Origin of the sequence: Arthrobacter crystallopoietes BAB-32 (assembly GCF_000328305.2) — a bacterium.
Taxonomy (GTDB): domain Bacteria; phylum Actinomycetota; class Actinomycetes; order Actinomycetales; family Micrococcaceae; genus Crystallibacter; species Crystallibacter crystallopoietes_A.
On record NZ_ANPE02000280.1, the window covers coordinates 1 to 15,064 of the forward strand.

Sequence of the window (15,064 nt, forward strand, 5' to 3'; positions counted from 1 at the left end):
GCGGGCGAGCACCCGGCGGGTGACCGAGGGCGAGAGCAGCGCATCGCCGTCGGAAACCGCGCGCACGGCGCGGATCAGCTCCTCGGGCTCGGTGTCCTTCACCAGGAAGCCGCTGGCGCCGGCACGGATCGAGTCGATGATGTAGTCGTCCAGTTCGAACGTGGTCAGCATGATGACGCGCACCTCCGGCACCGCGTCTTCGCCCAGGATGGCCGCGGTGGCATCGATGCCGTCCCCGCCCGGCATCCGGATATCCATCAGGATGACATCCGGCCGCAGACTCCGGGCCAGGCGGACGGCGTCCGCTCCGGTCGCGGCCTCGCCCACGACTTCTATATCCGGCTCGGCGTCCAGCAGGGCCCGGAAACCGGCCCGGATGAGGTGCTGGTCATCGGCCAGCAGCACACGGATCACTGCGCCGCTCCTTCGCTGTTGTTGTCCCCCGCGCTCGTGCCGAGCGGAATCTGAGCATGCACCTTGGTCCCGGTCCGTGTGCCGTCAGCCAAATCCACGATCTCCAGGCTGCCGCCGAGCGATCCGAGCCGCTCCCGCATGCCGCGCAGGCCGTTACCCTCGGAAGCCCCACCCAGCCCCACGCCGTCGTCAATTACCGTGACGGCCAGGGCCTGGCCCTGCTGACGCACCGCAACCCGGACCGTACGGGCCTGGGCATGGCGCACCACGTTGGTCAGCGCTTCCTGGACGGTGCGGAAGGCCGCGCTTTCCACCTGCGGATCCAGCCCGGCGGGAAGCGGTCGTTCGAGCGTGATCTGCAGCCCGCTGCGGCCGGCCCGCTCCACCAGTTCGGGCAGCTGGGCAAGCTGCAGGCTGGGCGAGCGCGGGACATCCTGGCGCAGCTGGCCCAGCACCTCGCGCACCTCGGCCAGGGAATCCTTGCTCGCCTTCTTGATCGCTTCCAGCGCCGGCTTAAGCTGCTCCGGGTTCTTTTCTGCCAGGTGCAGCGCGACCGAGGCCTGCACATTGATCATCGACAGCGAATGCGCGACCACGTCATGGATGTCCCGGGCCAGCATCAGCCGTTCCTCGTCGCGGGCCCGCCGCTGTTCTTCGACCAGGGCGCGGCGCCGCTCCGCGCGGCGTTCGATGCGGACCCGGCCCAGCTCGGCCAGCAGCACCACCACGATCAGCCAGGCCAGCCCGATCACGCCCTCCGAAATGCCGGAGGCCAGCCAGAGCACGGCCAGCAGCAGCGCCAGGCCGGCCACGCTCCCCCAGGCCCACCAGCGGGCGCGGGCGAGGACGGCGAAGACGAGGGCGAGCACCAGTGACAGGCTGAAGGGCCCCCACGGGTAGCCCAGCAGCAGGTAGGCGGCGGCGACGGCAGCTGCCCCGGCGGCCATGGGTCCGGGCAGCCGGCGGCGAAGCAGCAGCAGGGCGGGGCCCGCCAGCAGCAGGGCAAAGCCCAGCGCGTCCAAGGCATGGCGGTCCGGCTGGCGCAGGCCGGCGAAGTGCGTCCCGACCAGCTGGACGAGGGCCACGACGACGGCGATGCCAATCGTTGAGGGCCCGCGGAAACGGCGGGTCATCCTTCGAGCCTACCGGCGGCGCCTTCGGGCAGCGTCCGCCCAACGGTGCAGCCGGCCTACTCCCCCGGGAGTAGGCCGGCTGCACGTCCAACGATCAGCGGGTCTGGCGTTCGGCGGCCTCCACCACGTTGGCCAGCAGCATTGCGCGGGTCATCGGGCCCACGCCGCCGGGGTTGGGCGAGATCCAGCTCGCCACGTCCTTGGCGTCGGGGGCGACGTCGCCGGTGACCTTGGCCTTGCCGGTCTCCTCGTCCTCCACGCGGCTGACCCCGACGTCCAGCACGATCGCTCCGGGCTTGAGGTCCTCGGCCTTGACCATGTGCGGCATGCCGGCCGCGGCGATGACCACGTCGGCCTGGGCCAGCTCGGCCGCCAGGTCCTCGGTGCCGGTGTGCGCCAGGGTGACGGTCGCGTTGATCGAGCGGCGGGTCAGCAGCAGTCCGAGCGGGCGGCCGACCGTGACACCGCGGCCAACAACCAGCACCTTCTTGCCCTTGAGGTCGATATCGTGGCGCAGCAGCAGCTCGACACAGCCGTGCGGGGTGCAGGGCAGCGGCGAATCCAGCGGCTCGCTCACATTGAGCACCAGGCGGCCCAGGTTCGTCGGGTGAAGCCCGTCGGCGTCCTTGGCCGGATCGATCCGTTCCAGGATGGCGTGCGTGTCGATGTGCTTGGGCAGCGGCAGCTGGACGATGTAGCCGGTGCAGGCCGGGTCATTGTTCAGCTCATCCAGCACGGCTTCCAGCTCGGCCTGCGTGATGTCCTCGGGCAGGTCCTTGCGGATCGATTCGATGCCCACCTCGGCGCAGTCCTTGTGCTTGCCGCCGACGTACCACTTGCTGCCCGGGTCCTCGCCCACCAGCACGGTGCCCAGCCCGGGCGTCACGCCCTTGGCCTTCAGCGCCGTTACACGCTCGGTGAGCTCGGATTTGATTGCCGCCGCGGTGGCCTTGCCGTCCAGGATCCGCGCGGGCTGCGGGGTTGTGTATAGGTTCATGTCACCATTCCTCGTGGCCGGGGTACAGGGGGAACTGCTGCGCCAGCTTGGTGACGCGGTTGCGGAGGAGCTCGACGTCGGCGCCGCCCTTCAGGGCCGTGGCGATGATGTCGGCCACCTCGGTGAATTCGGTGGAGCCGAAGCCGCGGGTGGCCAGCGCCGGCGTGCCGATCCGCAGGCCGGAGGTGGTCATCGGCGGGCGCGGGTCGAACGGCACGGCGTTGCGGTTGACGGTGATGCCCACGGAATGCAGCAGATCCTCGGCCTGCTTGCCGTCCAGTTCGGAGTTGCGCAGGTCCACCAGGACCAGGTGCACATCGGTGCCGCCGGTCAGCACGGACACGCCGGCTTCAGTGACGTCCGGTGCGGTCAGCCGCTCGGCCAGGATGCGGGCGCCTTCGAGCACGCGCTCCTGGCGGTCCTTGAACTCCTGGCTGCCGGCGATCTTGAACGCCACCGCCTTGGCGGCGATGACATGCATCAGCGGCCCGCCCTGCTGGCCCGGGAACACGTTCGAATTGATCTTCTTGGCCAGCTCCTGCTTGCCCAGGATCACGCCGGACCGCGGCCCGGCAAGGGTCTTGTGCACAGTGGAGGTCACGACGTCGGAATGCGGCACCGGGTTCGGGTGCAGGCCCGCGGCGACCAGTCCGGCGAAGTGCGCCATGTCGGTCCACAGGTACGCGCCCACCTCGTCCGCGATGGAACGGAAGGCGGCGAAATCGAGCTGCCGCGGGTAGGCGGACCAGCCGGCGATGATGACGTTCGGGCGCTCGGCCAGCGCCTGCTCGCGGACCTTGTCCATGTCCACCCGGAAAGTCTGCGGGTCGACCTCATACGCGGCGACTTCGTACAGCTTGCCGGAGAAGTTCAGCTTCATGCCGTGCGTGAGGTGCCCGCCGTGCGCCAGCGAGAGGCCCATGATCTTGTCGCCCGGATTGATCAATGCGGCGAGCGCAGCTGCGTTGGCCTGGGCGCCGGCATGCGGCTGCACATTGGCGAACTCCGCGCCGAACAGCGCCTTCACCCGCTCGATGGCCAGGTTCTCGGCCACGTCCACGTGCTCGCAGCCGCCGTAGTAGCGGCGCCCCGGGTAGCCCTCGGCGTACTTGTTGGTCAGGACCGAGCCCTGGACCTCGAGGACCGAGCGCGGGGCGAAGTTCTCCGAGGCGATCATCTCGAGAGTGTCGCGCTGGCGGCCGAGCTCGGCGTCCAGCACAGCGGCAATCTCGGGATCGACTTCGGCAAGGGGCAGGTTGGTGACAGACGAGGTGGAAGACGTCACGTAGGTTCTCCTGGGAGTGGAAGATAATCTGCTACAGGTCAGGCTACCGGGTGCGAGCAAGCTCACGCATGGCGGACTTGCCCGCATGACAACGATCCGGCGGGACTTGACCCTCGGCCCAGGCGTGCGATCCGTGGTCTGCGCTGTGCCGGTCAACGGTCGCCCGCCGGCCCGGCTGCCGCTTCCCGATGGTGGCCCACCTGACGCCAGTCGCGGCGTCCCCCATCCTAACGCCGTACGGACGGTCAACATAAAGTACGACGGCGTGCGTCGGCTAAGTGCCTGCAGTTGCCTCGGCATGCGGCCGCATTGCGGGTCCCTCCCCCGCTTGGCCAAGGCAGGAATACCAGCGCAGCCCCCGCGGTTCTATTGGTTGACACTTCAACATTCCAGCAGAGGAAGGCGGCGGCATGGCGGACGCGGGGTTTGCGGACCAGGCGAAGGGGCAGGATCTAGCCGGTGCCGGCCGGCAGGATCGATCCGGTGCCGGGCGGCAGGACGAATCGCTCGACGTCGTGGTCATCGGCGCGGGACAGGCCGGGCTGAGCGCCGCCTACTACCTGCAGCACCGCGGCCTGCGTCCGGAGGAGGACTTCGTTGTGCTGGATGCCAACGAGGGCCCGGGCGGAGCCTGGCGCCACCGCTGGCCGTCGCTGACATTCGACGCTGCGCACGGGCTGCACGACCTTCCCGGACTCCCGCTCGGGGTGCCGGACCCCGCGGAGCCGGCCTCCGCCGTCGTTAGCCGCTACTACGGCAACTACGAGCAGAAGTTCGATCTCCCCGTCCGCCGTCCGGTCCACGTGGCCCGGGTCGAAGACGGCCCGGACGGCCTGCTGCGCGTGGTGTCCGCGTCCGGCCACAGCTGGCTGGCGCGCACCGTGATCAGCGGAACCGGCACCTGGGACCGCCCGTACTGGCCGTACTATCCCGGCCGCGAAACATTCACCGGACGGCAGCTGCACACCCACGACTTCCGCTCCGCCGAAGAGTTCCGCGGCCAGCGCGTGCTGGTGGTCGGCGGCGGCACGTCGGCCCTGCAGTTCCTGCTCCAGCTGGACGCGGCCGGCGCGGGCACGGTCTGGTCCACTCGGCGGGCGCCGGACTTCACCGCCACGCCCTTCGATGCCGAGTGGGGCATCGACGTGGAACGCCGGGTCAACGAGCGCACCCGCGCCGGGCTGCCGCCGCTGAGCGTCGTGGCCGCCACCGGGCTGCCGCTGAACGAAACCTACAAGGCCGGGATCGAGGCCGGCGTGCTGGTCTCCCGCGGCAAGCTCAGCCGCATCGGTCCCGGCTCGGTCGTGTTCGCGGACGGATCGCGCGAGCAGGTCGACGTGATCCTGTGGGCCACCGGTTTCCGCGCCTCGCTGGACCATCTGGCGCCGCTGCAGCTGCGCGAACCGGGCGGCGGAATCCTGATGGGCAAGGACAGCGTGTCCGTGGTGCGCGAGCCGCGGCTGTTCCTGGTCGGCTACGGCGCCTCGGCCTCCACTGTCGGGGCCACGCGGGCAGGACGCGCGGGGGTGGCCGCTGCTCTGCGGCAGCTGAAGGAGGGGGCAAACCGCACGGTAGCCTTGAGGGCGTGAACGCAGACACCCAGACCGCCTACAACCTCACCCTCTCCTGCGTCGACCGGCCCGGCATCGTCTACGCCGTGTCCGGGGCGCTGGTAGGAGCCGGCTGCAACATCGTGGATTCGCAGCAGTACGGCAGCCCCGCGTCCGGCCGCTTCTTCATGCGGGTCGCCGTCGCCTCCAACAAGGCGCAGCAGGACCTGGAGTGGCACCTGGATCCGGTGGCCAAGTCCTACGGCATGGACTGGAACCTGGCGCCCGAGGGCCGGAAGATGCGCACCCTGGTGATGGCGTCGAAGTCCGGCCACTGCCTCAACGACCTGCTGTTCCGCCAGCGCTCCGGCACGCTACCGATCGAGGTCCCCGCGATCGTCTCCAACCACACGGACCTGGCCGGGATGGCGGAGTTCTACGGCATCCCGTTCCATCACATCCCGGTCACCCCGAACACCAAGCCCGAGGCGGAGCAGGCCCTGCTGGAACTGGTCGCCGAGCACGACATCGAACTCGTGGTGCTCGCCCGCTACATGCAGGTGCTCAGCAACGACCTCTGCACCAAGCTGGCCGGCAAGGCCATCAACATCCACCACTCGTTCCTGCCGTCCTTCAAGGGCGCCAGGCCGTACCACCAGGCGCACGACCGCGGCGTGAAGCTGATCGGCGCCACCGCCCACTACGTCACGCCGGACCTGGACGAGGGCCCGATCATCGAGCAGGAAGTCATCCGCGTGGACCATTCCCGGTCCGCCCGGCAGTTCGTCACCATGGGCGAGGCCGTCGAGGCGCGCACGCTGGCCCAGGCGGTGCAGTGGCATGCCGAGCACCGGGTCCTGCTGGACGGCCGCCGCACCGTGATCTTCAACTAGCGGGCAGCTTCAACCAACGACGACGGCGGCTCCCCCTTTCGTCCGGGAGCCGCCTTTTCAGCCCCGGCCTTCACGTCCCCTCAGCTCCCGCGTAGGGTCGGACCATGGACACCCCGGAGCAGGCCGCTGAAGCACCGCGCGATGCCGAGCGCGACGCCAAGCGCGACGCCTTCATCGAGCGGCTCGTGGCCGAACACCGCCACCATGTGCTGGAAGTAGGCTGCGGCACCGGCAAGGACGGCCTGGCCTTCAAAGCGGCCGGGATCACCTACACCGGCGTCGACCTCTCCGAAGCTCACGTCCGCGCTGCCCGGGCCAAGCACCTCGAGGCCTCCGTTGCCGCGCCGGACTCGCTGCCCTTCGCCGACCGGACCTTCGACGCCGCCTGGTGCTTGGGCACGCTGACCCACGTCTCGAACACGGACCTGTACGGCGTGTTGGACGAAATCCTGCGGGTGCTCAAACCCGGGGCGCCGCTGGCAGTGGGCCTCCGCTCCGGCAAGGATGAAGAGCGGCTGGACCTGGTCGACGGGTACGCAACGCGGCGCTTCCTCAGCCTGCGTTCGGACGAAACCGTGCTGAGCCTCTTCGAACCGCACGGCAGCGTCAAGGACTTCACCACTTGGGAAGAGCCGGACCAGCCCGGCCACTACCAGTACTTCATCCTGGCCAAGTTCTAGGCGTCAAGAAGCCGCCGGTGATCCCGGTAGGGTGGTGCCATGGCTCACCTCATCACCGTCGCCGGGAAAACGCCGGCCGCAGACCCATCCGCTTTCGTTGCCCCCACCGCCGTCCTGAGCGGCGACGTGGAGCTTGCCGCCGAGGCGAGCGCTTTCTATGGCGTCTCGGTCCGCGGCGATACCGCGCCGATCCGCGTTGGCCGGGGCAGCAACCTGCAGGACAACGTGGTGCTGCATGCGGATGAAGGCTTCCCGTGCACAGTTGGTGCCGGGGTGAGCGTGGGGCACACAGCCGTGGTCCACGGCTGCACCATTGAAGACAACTGCCTCATCGGCATGAGCGCCACCGTCATGAACGGCGCCGTCGTGGGCGAAGGTTCGCTCGTCGCGGCCGGGGCCCTGGTGCTCGAGGGCACGCAGATCCCGCCGCGCTCGCTCGTGGCCGGCGTTCCCGCAAAGGTCCGGCGCGAACTGTCCGACGAGGAATACCAGTCCGTGCTCAACAACGCCTCGCACTATGTGGAGCTGGCCAAGCTGCACCGCGAAGCGAACTCCTGACACTGCCCGGCACGGCCCGCGTTAACTTCTTGACGGCAAGGTGGCCGTGCCGCAATGTTGTCGTATGGCCGCCGCTGACCCTCCGCCGAGAGGCACCGTACGCAACCCGGGCTCTCCGTCAGCGCTGCGCCGGCTGAACCAGCGGCGTGTCGTGGACGCGCTGCTGGCCGGCGGTCCCGCCACCCAGGCCGGCCTGTCGCGGCGCACCGGGCTGTCCACCGCCACCGTCTCGAATATCGTCAAGGACCTCCTGGCCAGCGGCGATGCGGCCGTCAGTCCAACCACCAGCTCCGGCCGGCGTGCCCTGCTGGTATCGCTGACGCCGCCCAGCGGCTTGGCCATCGGCATGGACTTCGGCCGCCGGCATCTGCGCGTGCTGGCCGCGACCCGGGGCTACGAAATCGTGGCGGAGCAGGAGGCCGAACTGGCGGCCGGCTACCACCCACAGCAGGGCCTCGACAGGGCGGACGAGCTCCTCGCCAAAGTCCTGGTGGCCGCCGGAGCGCAGCGCCAGGACATCCTCGGCCTGGGCGTCGGCATCCCCGGCCCGCTGGACCGCCGCACCGGCACCGCGATCGGCGGCACCATCCATCCGGAATGGGTAGGGATCGCCGTTCCCGAGCTCTTCCGGCAGCGCTTCGGCCTGCCGGTCTTCGTGGACAACGATTGCAACCTCGGCGCGCTCGCGGAGGTGACCTGGGGCAGCCACCGCAGCGTGGAAAACCTCGTCTTCGTCAAGATCGGCACCGGCGTCGGAGCCGGCCTCATCCTCAACGGCGCCCCGTTCTACGGCAGCATCGGGGTGACCGGCGAACTCGGCCACCTCACCTTGGACGACCGCGGCCAGGTCTGCCGCTGCGGCAACCGCGGCTGCCTCGAGACCTTCGCCTCCACCGACGTCATCCTGCACCTGCTGGACGGCCGCACCCCCGGCAAGCTGACCACCGAGGCGGTCGTGCAAATGGCGCTGGGCGGCGACGCGGCCACCCTGCGGGTCATTGACGACGCCGGATATTCGGTCGGGCGCGCACTGGGACTTTTGGCGAACCTCATCAACCCGGAAGTGATCGTGGTCGGCGGCCCGCTCAGCGGGCTGGGCGAGACGCTCTTGGCCCCCGTGCGCCGCGGCCTGCAGCGCTACGCAATGCCCGCCGTCGGGAATTCCACCACGGTGGCCATGACAGAACTCTCGGAACAGGCCGAAGCGTTGGGTGCCGCAACGCTGGTGATCCGTTCCTCCGTGCGCCCCTGAATTGTGTTTACCTCTTGACGGCAACCAGTCGCGGGGAGTTGACTTCCTAAACAAGCAATGCTTCTTTGCCCTGACAATGTCGTCACTACGGAGGCTATGATGCGACATCTACCCAAGCTCGCCCTGGCCGCGGCCGTCGGCCTGACGCTGGCCGGCTGCGGCGGCGGTGACACCGCCACCGAAGCGGACCCGGAATCGGCCACCGGCCAGGTGGGAATCTTCACCTGGTGGGCCGACGGATCGGAAAAGGCGGGACTGGACGCGCTGGTGGAAGTCTTCAACCAGCAGCACGAGAACCTGGAGTTCGAGAACCTGGCCGTGGCTGGCGGCGCCGGCAGCCAGGCCAAGAGCGTGCTCGCCGCCAATCTTCAGTCGGGCAATCCGCCGGATTCCTTCCAAGCCCACGCCGGCGCCGAACTGCAGGACTACATCGACGCCGACCAGATCGAAGACCTCAGCAGCTTTTACGAGGAGCAGGCCCTCGCCGATGTCTTCCCGTCCAGCCTGATGGAGAACCTGACCGTGGACGGCCAGATCTATTCCGTCCCGTCCAACGTCCACCGCTCGAACGTGGTGTGGAGTTCGGTGGAAGTCCTTGAGGATGCCGGCATCGATCCCAGCACTGCTCCGGCCGACCTCGATGCCTGGATCGCGGATATGGAAAAGGTGAAGGCCGCCGGCAAGACCCCGCTGGCGCTGGCCGGATCCTGGACCCAGGTCCATTTGTTCGAGAACATCCTGCTCTCCAGCCTCGGTCCGGAAGCCTACTCGGGCCTGTGGAACGGCGGGACCGACTGGAACAGCGCCGAAGTCACCGCAGCCATCGAGGACTACGACAAGGTGCTCGGCTTCACCAACTCCGACCGCGATTCGCTCAGCGACTGGGCTCCGGCCACCCAGCTGGTGGAGGACGGGGCGGCAGCTTACAACGTGATGGGCGACTGGGCGCAGGCGAAGTTCGAGCAGGACGGCAAGGTTGCCGGTGAAGACTACGTGTACTGGCCGGTGCCCGGCACCGACGGCGTGTTCAACTACCTAGCCGACTCCTTCACCTTGCCCAAGGGCGCACCCAATCCCGGCGGCACGCTCGCCTGGCTGCAGACCATCTCCAGCCCGGAGGGGCAGACGGCGTTCAACAAGGCCAAGGGCTCCATCCCGGCCCGCACCGATGCCGACCCGGCGGACTTCAGCGAGTACCAGCAGTCGGCGATGGAGGACTTCAAGTCGGATACCATCGCCCCGTCGCTCGCCCACGGTGCGGCCGTGCCGATCGCCTGGCTCAACGAGCTGAGCACCGCGGTCAACCAGTTCAGCACCAGCGGCGACGTCGCCGCCCTGCAGAGCGCGGCGGCGGCATCGGCCGAGAAGTTCGCACAGTAGCCGGACCTGCCGGGTGGGCGGCCCCGCCGGCCGCCTGTCCGGCAGCGCGAGCACGGGAAGCGGCATGTTCAAGAACGTCAAGACCTGGGGGCCGGCCCTGCTGCTGGTCTCCCCCACCATCATCCTGGTCGGCATCTTCGTCTACGGCCTGATCGCCGTGAACATCCAGATGTCCATGACCGACCAGCACACCGCCCGCCCCTCGGACGAGTTCGTCGGGCTGGACAACTACTTCCGGCTGTTCGCCGACGCCGATTTCCAGCACGCGCTCCGGAACCTGGTCCTGCTGACCGTGGTGTTCCTGGCCGGTACGCTGATCTTCGGCTTCCTGTGGGCGTGGGTCCTGGAACGGCCGGACCGGGGCGAAGGGTTCTTCCGCTCGATCTACCTGTTCCCGATGGCCGTGTCCTTCATCGCCTCAGGCGTCGTCTGGCGCTGGCTGCTCTCCAGCCTGCAGACCGACCAGCAGGGCGGCGAGCGCACCACCGGCCTGAACCGGCTGCTCGACAGCGTCGGCCTTGGGTTCCTGCAGAACAGCTGGTGGTCCGACCCCAACTGGGGCATCGCCGCCATCGCCGTGCCCGCCATCTGGCAGCTGGCCGGCTACGTGATGGCACTGTTCCTCGCCGGTTTCCGCGGCATCCCGGACGAGCTGCGCGAGGCGGCACGCATCGACGGCTGCAGCGAATGGCAGCTGTACCGCCACGTCATCTTCCCGCAGCTCAGCCCGGTCATGCTTTCGGCCGTGATCATCATCGGGCACATGTCGCTGAAGCTCTTCGACCTGATCCGCGCCATCGTCCCGGATGCCAACACCTACGCCGTCCAGGTCCCCGCCACGCAGATGTGGGTCAAGTACATCGGCAGCGACTACGCCGATTCGGCAGCCATCGGCACGATCCTGCTGGTCCTGGTGGCCCTCGTCGTTGTGCCCTACCTCGTCTATACCTCGCGCCAGGAGAAACGCTGATGGCCACCGCAACCGTTCCGCCGCCCGCCCGGGTCACTCCGCCGGCGGAGAAGGTGGGCAGGCCGCGCCGGAAGATGAACCGGACGCTGAAGTACCTGCTGCTGGTGCTTTTCGCCCTGATCGTCCTGCTGCCGGCCTACGTCCTGCTGGTCACCAGCTTCAAGGGCCCGTCCGACGCCGACCCCTCCCGGGCCTGGTTCCTCCCCCAGACGTGGGACCCGTCCGGGTGGGCCAAGGCGTGGGACACCCTGGCCCCTGCTCTGGGCAGGACCTTCGCGATGGTGATTCCGGCGTCGATCATTTCCGCCACCTTGGGCTCGATGAACGGCTATGTGCTCTCCAAGTGGCGGTTCCCCTACGCCAACGTGGTGTTCACGCTCATCCTGTTCGGCATGTTCATCCCCTACCAGGCGGTGATGATCCCGCTGACCCAGCTCATGCAGGGCCTTGGCGTCCCCAACGGGATTCCTTCGCTGCTGGTGCTGCACATCGTCTACGGCCTGCCCATCTGCACGCTGATCTTCCGCAACTACTATGCCTCCGTACCGGACGAGCTGATCGAGGCGGCCCGGATGGACGGAGCAGGCCTGCTGCGGACCTACTTCTCGGTGATCCTGCCGGTCTCCACGCCCGGCTTCGTCGTCGTCCTCATCTGGCAGTTCACCTCGGCCTGGAACGACTACCTCTTCGCCGCCTTCTTTTCCTCCGGGCGCAACGGCCCCGTCACGATCGCCCTGAGCTTCCTCGCCGGCGGCCAGCTGACGGACTATGCCGCCTCCATGGCGGGCGCGCTGATCGCCTCCGTTCCGACACTCATCGTCTACATCATCCTGGGCAAGTACTTCGTCGGCGGACTGATGAGCGGCTCGGTCAAGGGCTGAGCCAGTGGCGGGGCAGACAAAAGCGCCGCCGCCTGCTGCCAAGTGGACTGCAGGCGGCGGCGCTGCGCCGGAAAGGACGGCCGGTATCAGCTCTCGCGCGGACGCCGCTCGTCGGCATCGCGGGCTACGTGCCTGCCTTCATCCCCGCGGCCGGCATCCGGCCCCGGCCGGTCGTCGTGTGACGCGCCGCGTCCGTGGTCGTCGTGGCCGGACTTCCGGTCGCCGCGGCCCCTCTTGTCAGTATTGACGTCCGGGTCCACTTCGTCGGCTTCGCGCAGCCGGTTGCTCGCTTCTTCCCGGATGCCCTTGGCGTCCGCGGCACGCGTCTCCGCTTCCTGGCGCATCCGGTCCGCCTCCATGCGGGCGCGCTCGGCCTCGATGTCGGCCTGTTCGGCGTCGACCTGCACGCGGTGGGCCTGGGCCTCCCGCTCCCGCGCCCCCAGCTCCGTCGCCTGGGCGGACTGGCGGATATCAGCGGCCCTCCGGCGGTCCGCTTCCTGCCGCTCCAACTGCTTCGCCTTATTCTTCTTCTTCGCGAAATAGGCAATCAGACCGATGATGATGAGCAGTACGACGACCGCTACGACTATCCAGATTATCTGTGATGTGTCCATGGGTATTGCGCCTCTTTCCTGCTGAACGGGAACATCAGCGTACTTACTTTTGTATCACTGCTTGCGCCCCGGGCATAGGGAACACGCAATGGACGATGCCGTGCTGAGCAGGAATGATGGTGCGCATGACTACGCCACAGCGGATCATCACACCGCCCTGCGCCCAGCCAGGAGCCCCGAGTCCACTGCAGGCCACCGGCCGACCGCTGCGCTGGGGCGTCGTCTCCACGGGCAGGATCGCCGGCAAGGTGACCGGCGACCTCGCCCTGCTCGAGGATGCCGTACTGCAGGCCGTCAGTTCCAGGGTCGAGGCAAACGCGACAGCCTTCGCCGGCCGCTTCAACTTTGCGCGCGCCTATTTTGATAACGACGACGGCAAGGGCTACGACCAGCTCTTCGCGGACCCCGACGTCGACGTCGTCTACGTCGCCACCCCGCACGGCCAGCACTATGAAATCGCCAAACTGGCCCTCGAGGCCGGCAAGCATGTGCTGTGCGAGAAGTCGCTGACCATCAACGCCCGTGAAGCACTGGAACTGGCCGAGCTGGCGCGCAGCAGGAAGCTGTTCCTGATGGAGGCTGTCTGGACCCGTTTCCTCCCGATCATCCACCGCGCTTGGGACATCACGCATTCGGGCGAGCTCGGCGAAATCCAGTGGCTGCAGGCCGACCTTGGTTTCCCCGCACCCTATGATGCCACCGCGCGGCTCTGGAACCCCGCGGCCGGCGGCGGGGCGCTGCTGGACCTGACCGTCTACCCGCTCACATGGGCGCTCGGTGTCCTCGGTTTCCCGCAGACCGTCCTTGCCACGGGGCATATTAACGACGACGGCGTGGACGCCCAGAACGCCCTGACCCTCACGTACGGTTCCGGCGCCCAAGCCCAGTTGACGTCGTCGTTATTGTCCTCTTCCCCGCAGACGGCCACGGTCTGCGGCAGCGCCGGCTGGCTGCGCACCGGCACCCCGCTTCACCACCCGAACGAACTGACGATCCATCGCCACGGCGGCGAACAGCGGTTGGAACGTTTCGGGCGGATCGGCCAGAACTACGTGTACGAACTGCGCGAGGTCACCCGCTGCATCCAGGAAGGGTTGAGCGAAAGCCCAACCATGCCGCTGGAGGACACGCTCAACACGATGCGGCTGTTCGACGGAGTCCGTGCGCAGATCGGTGTCAGCTACGCCAATGACCGTGCCGTCCCGGTCCTGGACTGACCGCCGGATTTCTCCGGCAGCCGGCCCAAGCCGGACGGCACGGTGGGGGCAACCGCGCGGCGCCTCCCGGCGTTCAACGTGCGTCAAGATCCCAATGGAGGAACCGCGCGGCTGCCAGTCTGGCCGCTAGGCCCGCACCCGAGCTGCCGAAGGGCGGCGGAATGCGAGGACGGCGCCGGCCAGGATGAGCATCAGCCCGGCCAGCAGCGCCCAGTGCACGGACAAGCCGGTCTGTGCGAGCGTTTCGGGTGCCTCGCCCTGGCCTCCTGCAGCCCCGGCGGCGGAACCATCAGCATTGGCCGAGAGCCCGGGCATCTGGGCACCGGCGGCTGCAGCAACCAAGGTTCGGTCTGCCGCCGCAATCAAGGCTCCACCTGCCGTGGCAATCATGGCGCCACCTGCCGTGGCAGTTCCCGGGACAGACCCCGCAGCTTCTGCTGCCACGAGGCTGTCGCTCAAGGTTGCCTCGCGGCCGTCGATGCCGGACTGGCCAACGCCAGCGCCGCGGGCAATGCCATCCTCGCCAAGGGCGGCGGAGCCATCCCCGGCGGGACCAGCAGTACCTTCGCCGCCGATACCAACAGCGCCTTCTCCAGCCGGCCCAGCAGCGCCCTCACCGTCGGAGCCGGTGACGCCCTCTTCAGCCGGTCCGCCGGCCTCGCCGGTCGACTCACCTGGTGCTTCCGGGCTGACTGTGCCTTCATCGGCAGCGGCCTCACCGCAGCCTCCTCCCGATCCGCCGAGCGCCACGTTCAGGCACACGTCTGCTATCAGCCCGACGCGATTCATGGGCAAGAAGCCGAAGCCAGCGACTGGATCCGTCACGGCACCAGCAGTTCCGCCGTCGGTGCCGCCAAGCACCACATCCGCGTCAGCGACGACGTCCGCAGCCACGTCAGAGGCTGTACTTTCAGCACCGCCCACCACCACGTCGGCAGCCACGTCAGAGGCTGTACTTTCAGCACCGCCCAGTGCTACATCGGCATCAGCCACGACATCAGCAGCCACGTCAGAAGCTGCATTTTCAGCACCACCGAGCACCACGTCCGCGTCAGCGACGACGTCCGCAGCAACGTCAGCGGCACCGTTCTCAGTGCCTCCCAAGGTGACGTCCGCGTCGGCCAACACGTCAGCAGTGACCTCAGCGGCCGCCTCCTCAGCACCACCCAGCGCCACGTCCGCGTCAGCAACGACGTCCGCAGCCACATCAGCGGCACCGTCCTCAGTGCCTCCCAACGTG

At 68.4% G+C, this 15,064-nt stretch carries 15 protein-coding genes; 9 read left to right on the top strand and 6 right to left on the bottom strand.

The features are described from left to right. The 4 genes from D477_RS19760 to glyA all read right to left on the bottom strand — a co-directional run. Positions 1-414: response regulator (locus tag D477_RS19760; protein ID WP_005274472.1), on the bottom strand; the 414-nt coding region annotated here is incomplete at its 3' end. Beyond that, a complete protein-coding gene (locus D477_RS19765; protein ID WP_005274474.1) occupies positions 411-1,547 on the bottom strand; it encodes a sensor histidine kinase in 1,137 nt (378 codons plus the stop codon). The genes D477_RS19765 and D477_RS19760, both read right to left, overlap by 4 nt. 94 nt (positions 1,548-1,641) lie before the next feature. After that, entirely contained in the window at positions 1,642-2,544 is a 903-nt protein-coding gene (locus D477_RS19770) for a bifunctional methylenetetrahydrofolate dehydrogenase/methenyltetrahydrofolate cyclohydrolase (protein WP_005274476.1), read from the bottom strand. 1 nt (position 2,545) lies between these two features. Further along, positions 2,546-3,829, bottom strand: a complete 1,284-nt coding sequence (gene glyA, locus D477_RS19775; protein ID WP_005274480.1) for a serine hydroxymethyltransferase — start codon at positions 3,827-3,829, stop codon at positions 2,546-2,548. A 410-nt stretch (positions 3,830-4,239) separates the two neighbouring features. Between glyA and D477_RS19780 the strand changes: the two genes are divergently transcribed. From D477_RS19780 to D477_RS19815, 8 genes are all read left to right on the top strand, one after another. Then, on the top strand, positions 4,240-5,418 hold the full coding sequence (locus D477_RS19780) for an FAD-dependent oxidoreductase (protein ID WP_005274483.1): 1,179 nt from the start codon (positions 4,240-4,242) through the stop codon (positions 5,416-5,418). Next, entirely contained in the window at positions 5,415-6,272 is an 858-nt protein-coding gene (gene purU / locus D477_RS19785; RefSeq protein WP_005274486.1) for a formyltetrahydrofolate deformylase, read from the top strand. Before D477_RS19780 ends, purU begins: the two co-directional genes overlap by 4 nt. A gap of 104 nt (positions 6,273-6,376) precedes the next feature. Beyond that, the gene (locus D477_RS19790; RefSeq protein ID WP_005274489.1) at positions 6,377-6,952 is read left to right on the top strand and encodes a class I SAM-dependent methyltransferase; all 576 of its coding nucleotides are present in this window, start codon (positions 6,377-6,379) and stop codon (positions 6,950-6,952) included. 39 nt (positions 6,953-6,991) lie between these two features. Then, positions 6,992-7,510 (top strand): gamma carbonic anhydrase family protein, encoded by a 519-nt coding sequence (locus D477_RS19795; RefSeq protein WP_005274492.1) that lies wholly within the window; start codon positions 6,992-6,994, stop codon positions 7,508-7,510. A gap of 64 nt (positions 7,511-7,574) precedes the next feature. Further along, entirely contained in the window at positions 7,575-8,762 is a 1,188-nt protein-coding gene (locus D477_RS19800; protein WP_005274493.1) for an ROK family transcriptional regulator, read from the top strand. 96 nt (positions 8,763-8,858) lie between these two features. Further along, positions 8,859-10,142, top strand: coding sequence for an ABC transporter substrate-binding protein (locus D477_RS19805; RefSeq protein WP_005274496.1), 1,284 nt, complete (start codon positions 8,859-8,861; stop codon positions 10,140-10,142). A 64-nt stretch (positions 10,143-10,206) separates the two neighbouring features. Continuing rightward, positions 10,207-11,112, top strand: a complete 906-nt coding sequence (locus D477_RS19810) for a carbohydrate ABC transporter permease (protein WP_043847775.1) — start codon at positions 10,207-10,209, stop codon at positions 11,110-11,112. Next, the gene (locus D477_RS19815; RefSeq protein ID WP_005274502.1) at positions 11,112-11,993 is read left to right on the top strand and encodes a carbohydrate ABC transporter permease; all 882 of its coding nucleotides are present in this window, start codon (positions 11,112-11,114) and stop codon (positions 11,991-11,993) included. Before D477_RS19810 ends, D477_RS19815 begins: the two co-directional genes overlap by 1 nt. A gap of 86 nt (positions 11,994-12,079) precedes the next feature. Here D477_RS19815 and D477_RS19820 read toward each other — a convergent pair whose 3' ends face one another. Beyond that, positions 12,080-12,607 carry a hypothetical protein gene (locus D477_RS19820; protein ID WP_005274505.1) on the bottom strand — a complete coding sequence of 176 codons (528 nt, stop codon included), beginning with the start codon at positions 12,605-12,607 and terminating at the stop codon, positions 12,080-12,082. A gap of 125 nt (positions 12,608-12,732) precedes the next feature. Between D477_RS19820 and D477_RS19825 the strand changes: the two genes are divergently transcribed. After that, complete coding sequence (locus tag D477_RS19825; RefSeq protein ID WP_005274508.1) at positions 12,733-13,824, top strand: Gfo/Idh/MocA family protein; 1,092 nt, start codon at positions 12,733-12,735, stop codon at positions 13,822-13,824. A gap of 126 nt (positions 13,825-13,950) precedes the next feature. Here the strand turns inward: D477_RS19825 and D477_RS19830 are convergent. Further along, positions 13,951-15,064: LPXTG cell wall anchor domain-containing protein (locus D477_RS19830; RefSeq protein WP_005274511.1), on the bottom strand; the 1,114-nt coding region annotated here is incomplete at its 5' end.

Excerpts from the sequence above, each read along its gene's own strand:
- D477_RS19780 (WP_005274483.1), top strand. The coding sequence starts at position 4,240 with ATGGCGGACGCGGGGTTTGCGGACCAGGCGAAGGGGCAGGATCTAGCC.
- D477_RS19800 (WP_005274493.1), top strand. The coding sequence starts at position 7,575 with ATGGCCGCCGCTGACCCTCCGCCGAGAGGCACCGTACGCAACCCGGGC.
- D477_RS19815 (WP_005274502.1), top strand. The coding sequence starts at position 11,112 with ATGGCCACCGCAACCGTTCCGCCGCCCGCCCGGGTCACTCCGCCGGCG.
- D477_RS19765 (WP_005274474.1), bottom strand. The coding sequence starts at position 1,547 with ATGACCCGCCGTTTCCGCGGGCCCTCAACGATTGGCATCGCCGTCGTC.
- D477_RS19820 (WP_005274505.1), bottom strand. The coding sequence starts at position 12,607 with ATGGACACATCACAGATAATCTGGATAGTCGTAGCGGTCGTCGTACTG.
- D477_RS19795 (WP_005274492.1), top strand. The coding sequence starts at position 6,992 with ATGGCTCACCTCATCACCGTCGCCGGGAAAACGCCGGCCGCAGACCCA.
- D477_RS19825 (WP_005274508.1), top strand. The coding sequence starts at position 12,733 with ATGACTACGCCACAGCGGATCATCACACCGCCCTGCGCCCAGCCAGGA.
- D477_RS19790 (WP_005274489.1), top strand. The coding sequence starts at position 6,377 with ATGGACACCCCGGAGCAGGCCGCTGAAGCACCGCGCGATGCCGAGCGC.
- D477_RS19770 (WP_005274476.1), bottom strand. The coding sequence starts at position 2,544 with ATGAACCTATACACAACCCCGCAGCCCGCGCGGATCCTGGACGGCAAG.
- D477_RS19810 (WP_043847775.1), top strand. The coding sequence starts at position 10,207 with ATGTTCAAGAACGTCAAGACCTGGGGGCCGGCCCTGCTGCTGGTCTCC.
- D477_RS19805 (WP_005274496.1), top strand. The coding sequence starts at position 8,859 with ATGATGCGACATCTACCCAAGCTCGCCCTGGCCGCGGCCGTCGGCCTG.